Annotated in this window: 10 protein-coding genes and 1 pseudogene; 1 reads left to right on the forward strand and 10 read right to left on the reverse strand. The window is 71.6% G+C overall.

Going from position 1 to position 14,523, the window contains the following annotated elements:
* Positions 1–112: 112 nt before the first annotated feature.
* From IE107_RS25845 to IE107_RS25860, 4 genes are all read right to left on the reverse strand, one after another.
* Entirely contained in the window at positions 113–1,963 is a 1,851-nt protein-coding gene (locus IE107_RS25845) for an ATP-binding cassette domain-containing protein (RefSeq protein ID WP_189546734.1), read from the reverse strand.
* Positions 1,964–2,075: 112 nt separating this feature from the next.
* Complete coding sequence (locus tag IE107_RS25850) at positions 2,076–2,840, reverse strand: NUDIX hydrolase (RefSeq protein WP_189546735.1); 765 nt, start codon at positions 2,838–2,840, stop codon at positions 2,076–2,078.
* A gap of 120 nt (positions 2,841–2,960) precedes the next feature.
* Positions 2,961–4,262, reverse strand: coding sequence for a DUF4192 domain-containing protein (locus IE107_RS25855; protein WP_189546736.1), 1,302 nt, complete (start codon positions 4,260–4,262; stop codon positions 2,961–2,963).
* Between the two features lie 288 nt (positions 4,263–4,550).
* On the reverse strand, positions 4,551–6,710 hold the full coding sequence (locus IE107_RS25860; RefSeq protein ID WP_189546737.1) for a RecQ family ATP-dependent DNA helicase: 2,160 nt from the start codon (positions 6,708–6,710) through the stop codon (positions 4,551–4,553).
* Positions 6,711–7,105: 395 nt separating this feature from the next.
* On the opposite strand from IE107_RS25860, the gene IE107_RS25865 reads away from it, so the two are divergent.
* The gene (locus tag IE107_RS25865) at positions 7,106–7,735 is read left to right on the forward strand and encodes a hypothetical protein (RefSeq protein ID WP_189546738.1); all 630 of its coding nucleotides are present in this window, start codon (positions 7,106–7,108) and stop codon (positions 7,733–7,735) included.
* Positions 7,736–7,800: 65 nt separating this feature from the next.
* On the opposite strand, the gene IE107_RS25870 is transcribed toward IE107_RS25865, so the two are convergent.
* The 6 genes and pseudogenes from IE107_RS25870 to IE107_RS25895 form a co-directional block, all read right to left on the reverse strand.
* A complete protein-coding gene (locus IE107_RS25870) occupies positions 7,801–8,415 on the reverse strand; it encodes a hypothetical protein (protein WP_189546739.1) in 615 nt (204 codons plus the stop codon).
* A gap of 60 nt (positions 8,416–8,475) precedes the next feature.
* Positions 8,476–9,186 (reverse strand): ribonuclease HII, encoded by a 711-nt coding sequence (rnhB, locus tag IE107_RS25875; protein WP_189546740.1) that lies wholly within the window; start codon positions 9,184–9,186, stop codon positions 8,476–8,478.
* 111 nt (positions 9,187–9,297) lie between these two features.
* A complete protein-coding gene (locus tag IE107_RS25880; protein ID WP_189546741.1) occupies positions 9,298–11,031 on the reverse strand; it encodes a DUF4153 domain-containing protein in 1,734 nt (577 codons plus the stop codon).
* 216 nt (positions 11,032–11,247) lie between these two features.
* On the reverse strand, positions 11,248–12,150 hold the full coding sequence (locus tag IE107_RS25885) for an ADP-ribosylglycohydrolase family protein (RefSeq protein WP_189546742.1): 903 nt from the start codon (positions 12,148–12,150) through the stop codon (positions 11,248–11,250).
* 12 nt (positions 12,151–12,162) lie between these two features.
* The gene (locus IE107_RS25890; RefSeq protein WP_189546743.1) at positions 12,163–12,822 is read right to left on the reverse strand and encodes a histidine phosphatase family protein; all 660 of its coding nucleotides are present in this window, start codon (positions 12,820–12,822) and stop codon (positions 12,163–12,165) included.
* A 25-nt stretch (positions 12,823–12,847) separates the two neighbouring features.
* A pseudogene (locus tag IE107_RS25895) lies at positions 12,848–14,443 on the reverse strand (ABC-F family ATP-binding cassette domain-containing protein).
* Between the last annotated feature and the right edge of the window lie 80 nt (positions 14,444–14,523).

Below are 14,523 nucleotides of genomic sequence, written 5' to 3' on the forward strand. Positions count from 1 at the left end.
GCGCGGCCCACCCGGCGCTTGAGGTCTTTGGTGAAAAGCACACGAAAGGGTGATCGGCGCCCGCCCCCCAATTGACGCTTTACTGGTATAAACCCGGGCATTTTCAAATGGGCTACAAGCCCTGTCCCGATCCGGCGGCCCTCTGAGACCGCCAGCGGGGCCTGCCCTGAAGGCCGGTGAGCAGATAGGCGAGCATCAGGACGGACAGCGACAACGCCAGGGCGGCCCCCACGGGATGCGCCACGACACCCAAAGCGAGCTCCACCCATCGGTCCGTCTCGTGCGGCCAGCGCGGCCACATCAGTTCACGGAGCCTGGCCGGAAAACCAGTGACCGGACGGGATCCCGGTGCCGTCAGCATCAACTGGACGAGCGGTACGACGAGTACGGGAACGGCAAGCACCGCGGCGACACCGGCCGTTGTCACCCGGAAGACTCCGGCGGCCAGGAGGCCCGCCCAGGCACAGCCCACGGCCAGTGCCACCCAACTCACACCCAGGGAAAACGGGTTCGGCGGGACATCGATCCAATCGGGGCCGTACACGAGACGAAGAGCCCCGGCCGATGCCAGTACGACGGCCCCGGAGAGCACCACGGCAACACCTGCGGACACCATCATCTTGGCCAGGAGCAGCCCCAGGCGGCGGGGAACGGTACCTCGGCCCGCGGCGAGCGCGGGGTAGCGGAACTCGTCACCGAACGACAGGGCGCCGAGCAGTCCGGCCCCGACCGCAGCGGGCGGCAGCGGCAGCAGCGACGGCCAGGCCGCCAGCACTTTCGGCAACGGCACGTGACCGATGCGGGCGAGGAGTACGGAGAGTCCGACGGAGACGACCAGAACGGCAGCCATGATCATGGTTGTTGTTCTGACGCCTAGCAGACGGCGCAGCTCGTACCGCAGCGGATGAAGCGGACCGGGAGCCGGACGGCGGCGGATGGGCGGGGCCGGTTCCAGGCCCGACACCCGCGCGACCGGTCGCGGATCGCGTGATCCCGTGCGGCCCTCAGGCCCTGCGGAATCCGGAGGCCCCGGGGAGTTCGCAGGCACTCCGGGCTCCGTGGGGGCCGCGCCGTCCCCGGGCGCGGTGGAGCGGGTGTCGCCGACCTCGTCGGCCAGTTGGTGCACCGGGAGCCCGTGCCGGAACGCGAGGTCACCGATCTCCGCACAGCTGGAGCCGTACACGGCGAGGCGCCCACCGGCCTCGGGGACCACCTCCACCGAGCGCCGGGCCGCGCGGGCCTCACGGCTGACGACTGCCGCGAGGCGAGCCGCGTGCGGGGTCCGGACCGCGACCCGGGGGCGGAGGCGGGTCCGCGAGAAGTCGTCGGCGCCCTGGTCCGCGACAAGGCGGCCGCTGTCGACGGTGACCACACGGTCGGCGGCACGCGCGGCCTCCTTGGGGTCCGCCGTGGTGTACAGGACGGTCCCGCCCCGGGCCGCATGGGCCCGCAGCAGACTGTGCAGCCAACTGCTCTCGCGCGGCGCGAGACCTTCTGCCGGGTCGTCGAGGACGAGCGTGTGGGGGTCACCGAGCAGTGCCGAGGCGAGAGCGAGCCGCCGGTCCATGCCGAGCGAGAGTGCACCGATGCGCTGGCCCCCGAGCCCGGCGAGACCTACGAGCTCAAGCAGTTCGTCGGCCCGCGCCGGGGGTACGCCCGCGGCGGCACCGAGCATCCGGAGCTGACCGCGAGCAGTACGCGCGGGGTGACCCGGTACGTCTCCGAGCAGCACGCCCACCTCGCGCGCGGGATGCGGGATCCGGTGCATCGGTCTGCCCCGGAAGTAGGCGACCCCTCGCCCCGAGTCGAGTTCGAGCATGAGGCGGAGGGCTGCGGTCTTGCCCGAGCCCGGTTCACCCAGGAGCGCGGTGACCTGGCCGGGCCGGGCTTCGAAGGTGAGATCGTCCACGGCAGCCGGGAGACCACGACGGGGGGCGCTGGTGAGTCCGATGGCCTGGAGCATCGCTTCTCTCGCGGAAGGTGAGACCGCTCGGCGGCAGGGCGGGTACCGCAGAAAGATAACCCGACAAATCCGACTTTTTGCGCAACACCGGTCCCGTGGGCGTTCCGCGAGGTCAGACTTCCGGCCTCAGCATCGGAGGGTTGAGCACGGTGGCCGCACCGGCCCGGAAGAGCTGGGCCGGACGTCCGCCCTGGCGAGTGGTCGTGCCGCCGGTGGGCACCAGGAAGCCGGGGGTGCCGGTGACCTTGCGATGGAAGTTCCGCGGGTCGAGAACCACTCCCCACACCGCCTCGTACACCCTCCGGAGCTCGCCGACCGTGAAGGCCGGGGGACAGAAGGCGGTGGCCAGGGAGGAGTATTCGATCTTGGAACGGGCGCGTTCGACGCCGTCGGCGAGGATCTGCGCGTGGTCGAAGGCCAGCGGGGCCTGACTCTCGCCCTCGTGGCCGAAGCTTCCCTCCGCCCCGAGCAGATCGTCGACGGGCGCCCATCGCGCGCTGTTCGCATCGCCGCCGGCCCGCGGGGCCGGCAGATCGGGGGCCAGAGCGAGATGGGCGACGCTGACGACCCGCATCCGCGGGTCACGACCGGGGTCGCCATACGTCGCAAGCTGTTCGAGGTGGGCGCCGTTCCCGATCGCCGGGGCCGACGGGTCCTGCGCACACAGCCCGGTCTCCTCGACCAGCTCGCGCGCTGCTGCGGCACCGAGGTCCTCATCGGCTTTGACGAACCCGCCGGGCAGCGCCCATCGCCCCTGGAACGGTGGCTCACCACGGCGTACCACCAGCGCGCAGAGCGCATGTCGGCGCACCGTGAGCACGACCAGGTCGACGGTGACAGCGAAGGGCGGGAAGGTCGACGGGTCGTAGGGCGGCATGCGGTGATCATAGTCGTCTGCCTGACGATAAACACTCCCTTCGCCATGCTCTTCCGGGAGCTCTTCGCCGCCCTCTCGCTCGTGGTTTCTCCCGCCCTCCGCAGCGACAGGGCATATGGGTCATTCCTCGCCACCGGATACGCGTCGGCCGGGAGCGGCTTGCCCGGACCGGCGCCGGGTGGCCGCCGATCCGGGACGGGCGGAGCCGGACGGGGCCTTCTTCCGGTGGGTGCCGGCGGGCCGCGCCGCGCGGGGGCGCGGGCTGCGGTCCGGCCGGTGGCTGCGCCGCCGCGTCCGTGCGCTGCGCTCCCCGCGCAGGCATCGGCGCAGGGTCTCCGGGTCGAGGCCCTGGTTGCACGCCTCATGAAGGAGCTGGGCGAAGGTGTAGTCGGGATCCATCCGCAGGGCGAGGCCCAGGGCGACCCGTGCGCCCGGTTCATCGCCCGTCGACCATGAGACCCATCCGGCCAGGGTCAATGGCGCCGCGGCATGTTCCTCGTACGGTGTCACGCAACGACGGGACAGCGCGCGCCAGAGCCTCAGCGCAGAATCTGCTTCCGGGCCTTCCATCCACTCCGCGGCCCTGTCGCGGGTGTCCCGGTCCTGGAGGCCGAGGATCACCGCTGCCGCCTCGTCATGGCTGATCAGCCGGTCGTCGTTGACGTCCGAGACGGAGGGCGCCCCCACCGGCGGCGTCTCCCTGAGGCGTTTCATGAGCTGCCGGGCGATGTCCAGGGTCTCTCGGGCCACATCTTCGCGCCCCTCTTCGTCCAGGAGCCTGGGCACCAACTCGGCACCCGCCGAGTCGAGTGCGCGCTGCTGGCCGACCGCCGCCGAGGTCTTCAACGGCGCGAGCCTCGCCTCCATCTCCCGCAGTGATCCGCGTACTTGGATGCCTGCGTACGCGGCGGCGGCCGCCATCACCGAAGTGCCGGGCATGGCCATCTGGTTCCCCTCCGTCGGGCAGCAACGCCCGTCCGGGCAGCAGTAGGACCAGTACCGGCCGTCGGAGATGCAGAGCGCTTCGAGCACCGGCACGTCCAGCGCACCGCACGCCGTACGCAGACGCTGGGCGAACGGCCGCAACCGCTCCATGATCTGGCTGCCGGATTCGCCCTCGGGCGGATCCTGGCAGAGGAAGATGACGATCGCGTCAGGGCGCTCCCCACGCCGCTCGCTGCCCTTGATCAGGCACTCGGCGAGCTGCTCGGCGACGGGCGCCCATTCCTGCGGCGACTGCGGGATGCCGAGCCTGAGCCGGCCGCCGAAGCGGCCCCTGCCGCCGTGCAGGGCGACCATGACCACGCTGTCGTTCGGGTGGAACCCCATCAGATACGGAAGGGCATCGGCGAGTTCGGCAGGTCCTCGCAGGGTGATCTGCTGCTCGTCGGTCGGGCCGGTGGATTCGTGGTACTGGTTCATGTCACGACCGTCCCGCGAGCGGCCGGATTCCGCGACCCCTGTGGATAACTTTGTCCACAGGTGGGCGGGCCGTTGGCGCCCTGCCACAACCATCGGGTTGCATGGGGGCATGACCGTCGTCGACAAGTGCCGGGGCATCAGCGACCGTTCGGTCCGCTCACGGCTGCGCGGCGAGTGGTGGGCTCGTCGACATGATGGCCTGCTCGGCGGCCACCGACGAGTGCGACCACGGCTGCGGCCCGCGCCGGGTGGCGCGGGCCAGTCGTCGCGGCACGGGCACAGAGGGTCTCAGCCCGCTGCGGCGAGGACCAGGGGCAGAACCTGTTCGCTGCCTGCCTGCTGGAGCAGCCGGGCGGCGACGGCGAGAGTCCAGCCGGAGTCGGTGCAGTCGTCCACGAGCAGGACGGGACCGGGGGTGCCGGCCAGGGCGCCGGCCAGCTCCTCGGGAACGGCGAACGCGCCGGAGAGCGCCCTGAGGCGCTGGGCGGAGTTGCTGCGGCGGGCCGCGTGCGCACCGCTCGGCCCGGTGTACGTCAGGGTGCCGAGGAAAGGAAGGCGGCCGACGGTCGCGATTCCCCGGGCGAGGGAGCCGACCAGTTGCGGGCGGGTCAGGGACGGTACGGCGACGACTCCTACCGGCCGGGCGGCGGCGTCCGGGACATTCGGCGCCCAGCCGCCCGAAGAGCGTGCCCAGTCGGCGAGGACCGCCACCGCAGCCCGCAGGACGTCGTCCGGGACCGGGCCGTCGGGTGCGTTCTCGGCGAGCAGCGGGCGCAGCCGGTTGCCCCAGCCGATGTCCGAGAGCCGCCCCAGTGCACGTCCGGTGGAGCACTGCTCCTTGGCCGGGATACGGCCTTTGAGGTCGATGCCCAGTGCGGGCATGCCCGTCGGCCACATGCGGCGCGGCTCGACCTCCACCCCCGGGCGGTCCAGTTCCTTCGTCGCGCCCGTCAGCGTCTCGGCGGAAACGGCCGTGTCGGCCCAGGCTCCCACGCAGTTGTCGCACCGACCGCACGGGGCCGCCCCCTCGTCGTCCAACTGCCGGCGCAGGAACTCCATCCGGCACTGGGACGTGCTCGCGTAGTCCCGCATGGCCTGCTGCTCGGCCGACCGCTGCCGCGCCACCCACGCGTAGCGTTCGGCGTCATACGTCCACTCGGCGCCCGTCGCCGTCCAGCCGCCCTTGACCCGCTTGACCGCGCCGTCGACGTCCAGCACCTTCAGCATCGACTCCAGACGCGTGCGCCGGAGGTCCACCGCCGCCTCCAGGGCCGGCACGGACAGTGGCCGTCCCGCACCCGCGAGGGCCGAGAGCGTCTGCCGGACCTGTGCCTCGGGCGGGAAGGCGGTATCGGCGAAATAGCGCCAGATGGCTTCGTCCTCCTTGCCCGGCAGCAGCAGCACATCGGCGTGGGCCACCCCGCGTCCCGCACGCCCCACCTGCTGGTAGTAGGCGATCGGCGAGGACGGCGAGCCGAGGTGGACCACGAAGCCCAGATCCGGCTTGTCGAATCCCATGCCCAGGGCCGAGGTCGCGACCAGCGCCTTGACCCGGTTCTCCTGCAGGTCGGCTTCTGCCTGCAGCCGGTCGGCGTTCTCCGTCCTTCCGGTGTACGAGGCGACGCGGAAGCCGCGCTGCCTCAGGAAGGCGGTGGCCTCCTCCGCCGCGGCGACGGTGAGGGCGTAGATGATCCCGGAGCCCGGCAGCTCCTCCAGGTGCTCGGCGAGCCAGGCCAGCCTGTGCGGGGCGTCGGGCAGCCGGACGACGCCCAGCCGCAGGCTTTCCCGCTCCAGCGGACCGCGCAGTACCAGGGCCTCGCCGGCACCGGTTCCCAGTTGGTCGGCCACGTCCGCGGTGACCCGCGCGTTCGCCGTAGCGGTGGTGGCCAGCACCGGTACGCCGGGAGCGAGCTCGGCGAGCATCGCCCGCAACCGGCGGTAGTCGGGCCGGAAGTCATGCCCCCAGTCGGAGATGCAGTGCGCCTCGTCCACCACCAGCAGGCCCGTGGTGGCCGCGAGCCTGGGCAGCACCTGATCGCGGAAATCCACGGAGTTGAGACGCTCCGGACTCACGAGGAGGACATCGGTCTCGCCGCGCTCGACCTCCTCGTAGATGGTCTCCCACTCCTCCGGGTTGGCCGAGTTGATGGTGTGTGCCCGGATACCGGCCCGCGCCGCCGACTCGACCTGGTTGCGCATCAGCGCCAGCAGCGGCGAGACGATCACCGTGGGCCCGGAGCCACGCCGGCGCAGCAGAGCGGTCGCGACGAAGTACACCGCCGACTTGCCCCAGCCCGTGCGCTGCACCACCAGCGCACGCCGCCGCTCCTCCACCAGGGCCGCGACCGCCTGCCACTGGTCCTCCCGGAGCCGCGCCGAGCCTCCCGGATCGCCGACGAGCTCGGCGAGGACGGCATCGGCTTCGGCGCGGAGGTCCAGGTTGTCCATGCCTCCATGCAACCCGATGGCACCGACAATCGGCGAATCCGCCCCATGGGAAACCGGCGCATCGACCGCCTCATGGGAAACCGGGCGCACCGGCCGGCCGCCGGCGATGGCAGCGGGGCTGAAGCGGCCGACCGGGACGTACGGAGCGTTTCCGCTGGTCCTCGCTGTTCAGGCGGGACAGAAGGTGTCATCCCGGCTGGGCGGGGGCAGGGATATCAGAGTCATTCCGGCTGATTCCCGTCAGCTGCGCCAATTGCTCGTTGCCGCCCGCCGATACGCCAGGAAGAATTGGACTCGCTCCCCGCGCAGTCCCTTTCGCGGCCCGGAAGGGCTGTGCCGCGGTGCGCCCTCACTCGACCTGCCCGCACCATGGGCGCGTATGCGAAGGGAGGATCGTGACCTTCGGATTCGCTCCGTCCGCAGCCACTTCGACAGCGGTGTCCGCCGACTCCGCCAACCGTCTCGCCAGGATGCTCGAACCGGCCGAGTGGGCCGAAGCGGGCATACCGTTGCTGCGCAATCCCCGCGAGGTGGTCAACGGCCTGCACACCCGGCACCGGCCGACCCCGGCGACCGCTGTGGTCGCCGTGCTCGACCACGAGGAACGCCTCACGGCCAGCGCCTCGTTCGCCCGCCGCTCCACGGCCGCTGACGGCTGGGAGTTCCGCAACGCGCTGCTGGCCCATCTGCGCCGGGTCATCCCGCACGATCTCCGTCGCCGCACGCCCGTGCGTACCGCGGTACTTCTCTACTGCCGTGAGGGCGACGAGCGTTGGACGGAGGAGGACGGGGCGTGGATGTGGGGCCTGCGGGACGCCTGCACACTGCACGGCCTGCGGTGCGGCGCGTACATCACGCTGACCGGGGGTGGTTGGCAGGTGCTGGGCGAGGGCCGGGCCGGGCGCCGTCCCAACTCCGTGTCGCGGCCGTCCGCCCTCGCCGACGCCTCGCTCGGCCCGGATCAGGCGCCGCTGCGCTCCGGCGGCGGTGCGGCGCAACCGCTGCGGCGTACCGCGGCCCGCTGAGCCGGCCGCGGACCCGGCCGCCCTGTCGGACAGCCGGGCCACCACGGTGCCGTGTTCCCTGCAGATCAGACGCCTGCACCGAGCACTGCGTTGATCCGCTGCGGGTCCCCGCACACGATCAGCAGTGCTCCGGCGCGTTCCCGCGCCCCGGTCAGCGCCCCGGCGACGGCGTCACCGCCGTTGACGGCGACGATCACCACCGGACGGGCCTTCAGCCGTTCCGCGGTGGCGGCACCGGCGAAGAAGACATCGTCGCCGGCCTCGTGCTGCGCCCAGTAGGCGGCCTCTCCGAAGGAGAGTTCGTGCGCCGCCCACGGGTGCTGCTCACCGGTGGTGAGCACCAGGATGTCGCCCGGTGCGCGGCCGGAGTCGAGCAGCAGGTCCACGGCTTCGTCGGCGGCGTCGAGTGCGCCGGCCGCCGAGGCGGGGATCAGCTGGATCTGTGGTGCGGAACGATTCTCCGGCCGGTCCGTCCGGGGGCGGTCGGAGGTGGGCTGCGGGCGCTGCGTCGGGGGCGCGGGCCTCGCGGGGCCGGGCCCGGGACGACCGGGGCGCGGCGTGGCCGCTGAACGCGGGCCGGGTACAGGACGGGGGGTCGGCGCGGTGCGGCCTGCGGCCGGAGTGACGCGGGGACCCTGGGCGCTCTCGTGAATCTGAGGCTCCTCGGGGATGAGAGGCATGGGTGGTTGTCTATCAAACGCCGACGCTCGGGGCCCCGGCGGGTGGGTACTTGTGCGCGATCAGAAGTCGAAGCCGAGCTGGCCCCCGCTTTCCACTGCAGCCGCCTCGGCGGAGATCCGGACCTTCTTGAGGTGCTGCCATTTGGGCAGCGCGTCGAGATAGGACCACGAGAGCCGGTGATGAGGTGTGGGCCCCCACTCCTCCAGCGCGGCCCTGTGCACGGGCGACGGGTAGCCGGCGTTGGCCCCGAAGGCGAAATCGGCGTACTCCCCGGAATCCGCGCCCAGTTCGGCCATCATCGTGTCCCGGTGGACCTTGGCGATCACCGAGGCGGCCGCGACCGCGATGCAGGACTGATCGCCCTTGATCACTGTACGGACCTGCCAGGGCTCTCCCAGGTAGTCGTGCTTGCCGTCGAGGATCACCGCGTCCGGCCGGACCGGCAGGGCTTCGAGGGCGCGCACGGCGGCGAGACGCAGCGCAGCCGTCATCCCGAGCTCGTCGATCTCCTGCGCGGATGCGTCGCCGAGACCGAACGCGGTGACCCAGCGCTCCAGCAACGGCGCGAGTTCCGCGCGGCGTTTGGGGCTGATCAGCTTGGAGTCGGTGAGCCCGGCGGGAGGTCTGCGGAGGCCGGTGACGGCCGCGCACACGGTGACCGGTCCCGCCCACGCCCCGCGGCCGACCTCATCGACACCGGCGACGGTCTTGGCACCAGTAGTAGCGCGCAGTGAGCGCTCGACGGTGTGCGTGGGTGGTTCGTACGGCATGGCGCCTGTCAGCGTACGCCGATGGGGGCGCCCGCAACACCCCGGGGCGCCCCTCGGTCGTCCCGGGCCCGTTGATGGCCGCACCGCCTCCACGGACCTGGCCCGGACCGGTCAGTACGGGTCGTACGGATCGCTTTGGTCACCGTCCCGATCGCTGTCCCCGACACCCGTACGCGACGACGAGACACAGGACCGCGCCGCGTCCTGCGGACTGCGTTTCCGCAGAATGTCCCGGGCCCTCGACTCGCCCCAGCTGGTGGCGTACCAGGGGACGTCGTCGGAGCGCAGCGACCGTTCGATGTCCCTGAGTGCGCAGGAGCGCAGTGGCTCGGGCAGCGTGTCCAGGGCCGGTACGGCGTCGGCCGAGAGACCCCGGAGGTAGTCGATGTCGATCGAGTGGTCGTCGCGGTACCGCTGAACGTTCTGCTCCGCGATCAGCCCGTCGGGCGAGGCCAGCCCGAACGCGAGGACACCGACGGCCGCGCTCGCGGCCACGGCACGCGGCAGCAGGCGGGCACCGAACACCCCGGCGGCCATGATCAGGACGAGCACCACGCCCAGCCAGAGTTCCACCGCGGCCACGGATATCCGCAGCCGTGTCAGACCGTACGCGTCGACGTAGAGGTCCATCCGCCTCAGCGCGGAGGCCACGACGGTCAGGGTGAGCAGGCACAGCACGCCGAGCACGGTCCGCACGAGGGTGCGGTCGCCGCCCCGCCCGCGAGGGGCCCAGCGCAGGGCGAGTGCGATCACCAGCAGGGTGAGGAGTGTGGCCCAGAGAAGCTGCCAGAAACCCTGCCGGGCGTATGCGGAGTAGCTGAGATCGGTCTCGGCCATCACCTTGTCGTAGCCGCCGAGCAGCACGGTGAGCTGGACGGCTATGAAGACGGCGAACAGCAGGTTCAGCACGACGAGCGGAAGCGCCCACTCCAGGCGTCCGCGGGGTTCCCCCCGGCGGACGGTGATGCCGTCCCAGCGCACCGGAGCGGCCGCGGCGTACGCGGCGGCGAGCGCGCCGACCAGGCCGGTCAGGAAGAGGAGGAATCGCCACGGGCTGCCGCTGACCGACACATCGGGCATCAGACTGCCGAGCACATCGGCGAAGGCTGCATCGGCGCTCGCGAACAGCGCCCCGAACACGATCAGCAGGACGACCGCCACCGCGACGCTGCGGAGAACAGCTCCCAGTCGGCCTCTGGACCCCTTCATCCGCGCACGCACGCCCCGTACGCCCCAGGCGAGACCATCGGCAATGGCGCTGAACAGGCCCAGCGAAGCCAGGAACACCCCGAGCCAGCTGCGGCTGCCGTGCAGGGCGAGCGAGCCCAGCGCGACGGACGACACGATGGCCAGGAAGACGGGCCACCCGGCGTCCCGAAGGGCCGGGACGGCGAGGAGCGCCAGTCCGCCGACCGCCCAGAAGGCCGTCCACGGACGCAGGCGGCGACCGGCGGTCCGCGCGGCGAAGAAGGCCCCGAGCGTCGCCGGTACCGCGACGATCAGCGCGTTCAGGCCGAGGCCGTCGCCCAGCAGCAGGCCGCTCAGGATCGCCGTGACGATGACGCAGCAGAGCGTCGCACCGCCGATGGAGGCCGGCGCGGCCGGACGCAGTGTCGACAGTGTGGAGGCCTGGGGGCTGCTCTGCCGCCAGGGGTCGGCCGGCTGCTGGTGCCCGCCCTGTTGCGCGTACAGCGGCACCTTTGGCGGCTCGGGAACGATGTCCCCGGGCTCCGGCCGCGGAGCCTTCGACTGTGCGGGCCACTCCGGCGTTACGGCCTGCCCCGGTGGCTCGGGCGGCTCGGGGGCATCGGCCGGCCGGGGCGCTTCTGACGTGTGATCGGACATGGGACCCCTCCCCACCGGGGTCCGCGCACACCGCCCGCAGGGCAGCGGCTGGGGCACCCCGGCGTCTCATTTTCGGCGCACGACCGTCTGGATGATCATCGACGGCGGCGTGGCCGAAAGAGTAGCTTCCCGTCGCTGGTCCGGGCCGTGCGAGGAGGAGCTGTGGCAGTACCGTGACAGTCCGGCGGCCTCAACGGGGTGTTCCGGTCCGCCGCCCTATCGCGGGAGCCAGTCCGGCAGCTCCTCCGTCCGTGCCGTCCAGTCGGCCGGCGGTGCGCCCGCGTTGCTCGCCGCGACGACCCCGCCGGCAATCGCGCAGGTGGTGTCGACGTCTCCGCCGGCCTGGGCGGTCACCCAGAAGGCCTGCTCGAAATCGCCGAGGCTCCGCGCCGCCGACCAGAGGGCGAACGGAACCGTGTCATGTGCGCTGGTGCGCCGGCCGTTACCGAGGACCGCCGCGACCGTCCCGGCGTCGCCGTAGTCGAGCATGTCGCGTGCCCGTCGCAGTCCTGCGCCGACGGCGCTGCGCGGTACGAGCGCGATGACGCCGTCGAGCAGGTCCGCCGGAGTGGGCGGCCCGGCGGGCGCCGCCGCGAGTGCGGCAGCTGCCGCGACGGCCATCGCGCCCACGACCGCCTCGCGGTGCTGGTGCGTGGTGTACGAGGAGATCTCGGCCTGATGCGTGGCCTGCTCGGGGTCGTCCGCGTACCAGGCGCCGAGCGGGGCGATGCGCATCGCCGAGCCGTTGCCCCAGGAGCCCTGGCCGTTGAACAACGCGGACGCCAGCTCGCGCCAGTCACCGCCTTCCCGGACCAGCCTGAGCAGCCGGTTCACGGCGGGGCCGTATCCCCGGTCGAAGTCGTGGTGGCCGGCGAAGGCGCGGGCGAGCGCGTCCTGGTCGATCCGCTCGTGCTCCACCAGCACGGCCAGCACCGAACACGCCATCTCGGTGTCGTCCGTCCACTGCCAGGGACCCGGCGGGAGTTCGCGCTGCTTCAGCAGCGGATAGTTGACGGGCACAAAGAACTGGGAGCCCAGTGCGTCTCCCACGGAGAGCCCGCGCAGGCTGGCAAGGGCACGTTCGAAACGGTGGCCGGAAGCGGATTCAGCGGTTGTCATCGCTCCTCCACTCTATCCGGTGATGCCGTACGGCTCAGGGGTGCGCCAGCGCTCGAACGGCCGGTCAAGGGTGTAGCGGCCGTCCTCCCCGAGTATCAGCGTCCGGGTCTCTCCGTTGCCCGGATTGGACAGCGACTCGAACTCGGCGACCGACCAGTGGAACCAGCGCATGCAGAACAAACGCATGGTCAGTCCGTGCGTGACCAGCAGAACGTTCGGCGGATGGTCGGGCGCCTCGAAACTCCGGTACAGGCTCTCCAGAAAGGCCCCGACCCTGTCGTACACATCGGCTCCGGACTCCCCCTGCGCGAAACGGTAGAAGAAGTGGCCGTACGCATCCCGGTACGCCTTCTGCAGCCGCACGTCGTCGCGGTCCTGCCAGTTCCCCCAGTCCTGCTCGCGCAGGCGCGGCTCCTCCCGTACCCGGACCCGCTCAAGGTCCAGGCCGAGAGACCTGAACGTCTCGTGGGTGCGGCGGTACGGCGAGACGTACACGCTGACCCGCTCGCCGCCGAACAGCTCGCGCAGCCGTACTCCTGCCTCCCTGGCCTGCCTCAGCCCTGTTGCCGTGAGCCTCAGCGCATGGTCCGGCTCGCGCTCGTACACCGTGTCGTCGACGTTGCCCTCGGACTCCCCGTGTCTCACCAGGACAATGCGTTGCGGTCGTGCCATGTACCGACCCTAGAACGGCTGCGGCTCATTCGAGCAGTCGTCCGGACTCCATCCGTCGGATGTCGCCGGTGAAACGGCGGCGCAGCAGCCGGTCGTGCGAAACCACGACCAGTGCCCCGGCCAGTGGGCCAGTGCCTCCTCCAGTTCCTGTACGAGTCCGAGTGCCAGGTGGTTCGCCGGTTCGTCGAGCAGCAGCAGATCCACGGGCCGGGTCAGCAGGCGGGCAAGGGCGAGCCGTCTGCGCTGCCCCGCCGAGAGCGCTCCGACAGGCACTCTCAGGTCCCGGGGACGGAACAGCCCGTACGAGAGCAGCAGTTCCACCAGCTCCTCATCGGTGAGGGGCAGTCCTCGGCCGAATGCTGTGAGCACGGACTCCGCGGGGCGGTGCACCGGTATCTCCTGCGCGAGGTAGCCGATCCCGCCGCGCCGGACGACGCGGCCCTCGTCCGGTTCGAGCACGCCTGCCATGACTCGGAGCAGGGTGGACTTCCCCGCCCCGTTGCCACCGTGGATCAGCAGCCTTCCGCCCGCCACCACGGAGCGCCGATCGACCGCGAGCCGGTCGCCGATCCGTATGCCGGTCGGGGACACCAGCTCTCCCTGCGTCGCGCCGGCCGCGGGCGCAGCGGCGAAGCGCAGGGGGTCCGGGGGCCTGGGGACGGGCTGCGCCCTCAGTCGCTCCAGGCGCTTGTGCGCGTTGCGGACTCGACCGGACACGGAGTCCTGGACCCGGCCCGATGCCCGGTCGTACGCCATCTTGTTGTTGTCCTTGATGGCGCGGCCGGTGGCGACGCCATGAGCGGTGGTCGTCGCGTAGGCCTCCAGTTGCGCGGTTTCCTCGCACCACTGCGCGTAGGACCGCTCCCAGCTCTGTCGTGCGGCGCGCTGCTCGGCACGGAATCCCTCGTAGCCGCCGCCGTAGCGCACGACCGTCCGCCGGTCGGCGTCGACCTCCAGCACCGCGGTGGCGACCTGCTCCAGGAAGATCCGGTCGTGGGACACCGCGATCACCGTGCCGGGGTGGGACCTCAGCGTGCTCTCCAGCCAGTCGAGCGCGGCTCCGTCCAGGTGGTTGGTGGGTTCGTCGAGCAGCATCACCTCGGGGGACGCCGCGATCAGGCAGGCGAGGCCCAGCCTCGCCTGCTCCCCGCCGGAGAGACTGCCCAGTTTCCTGTCCGGCCCTGTGTGCGCGAGACCGAGGCCATGCATCGCCTTGTCGACGCGTGCGTCCGCCTCGTATCCCCCGCGTGACTCGAACTCCGTGAGCAGGTCTCCGTAGGCGGCGAGCGCGGCATCGTCGGCCGCACCGAGATCCGCCTCGGCCTCCCGCAACTTCCGCTCCATCGCGCGCAGTTCCGCGAGCGCGTCGTCGACCGCACCCCGGACCGTGCTGTCGGGCGGCAGCCGGGGGTCTGGGGCAGCAGGCCGATGCCGTGAACACGCTCCCGGAATCGGGCTGTTCGAGCCCCGCAAAAAGCCGGAGCAGAGTTGTCTTCCCCGCTCCGTTCTCCCCCACGATGCCGATCCGTTCGCCCGGTCGCACGGCCAGCGAGACGTCGTCGAGCAACAGCCTGTCGCCACGGGTCGTGGTCACGCCGCGCAGGGCGATCTGTGTGGGCAAGGGCACCTCCAGACTAACGCAATCGTTGTCGCATTAAAGCGAGTGTGACACAGTGGAACCCACTAACGCAACAGGAGTAG

The sequence above is a fragment of the Streptomyces gelaticus genome, from assembly GCF_014649535.1.
Taxonomy (GTDB): Bacteria; Actinomycetota; Actinomycetes; order Streptomycetales; family Streptomycetaceae; genus Streptomyces; species Streptomyces gelaticus.

Coding starts and splice junctions, on each gene's coding strand:
- IE107_RS25845 (WP_189546734.1), bottom strand. CDS start 1,963: ATGCTCCAGGCCATCGGACTCACCAGCGCCCCCCGTCGTGGTCTCCCG.
- IE107_RS25850 (WP_189546735.1), bottom strand. CDS start 2,840: ATGCCGCCCTACGACCCGTCGACCTTCCCGCCCTTCGCTGTCACCGTC.
- IE107_RS25855 (WP_189546736.1), bottom strand. CDS start 4,262: ATGAACCAGTACCACGAATCCACCGGCCCGACCGACGAGCAGCAGATC.
- IE107_RS25860 (WP_189546737.1), bottom strand. CDS start 6,710: ATGGACAACCTGGACCTCCGCGCCGAAGCCGATGCCGTCCTCGCCGAG.
- IE107_RS25870 (WP_189546739.1), bottom strand. CDS start 8,415: ATGCCTCTCATCCCCGAGGAGCCTCAGATTCACGAGAGCGCCCAGGGT.
- rnhB (WP_189546740.1), bottom strand. CDS start 9,186: ATGCCGTACGAACCACCCACGCACACCGTCGAGCGCTCACTGCGCGCT.
- IE107_RS25880 (WP_189546741.1), bottom strand. CDS start 11,031: ATGTCCGATCACACGTCAGAAGCGCCCCGGCCGGCCGATGCCCCCGAG.
- IE107_RS25885 (WP_189546742.1), bottom strand. CDS start 12,150: ATGACAACCGCTGAATCCGCTTCCGGCCACCGTTTCGAACGTGCCCTT.
- IE107_RS25890 (WP_189546743.1), bottom strand. CDS start 12,822: ATGGCACGACCGCAACGCATTGTCCTGGTGAGACACGGGGAGTCCGAG.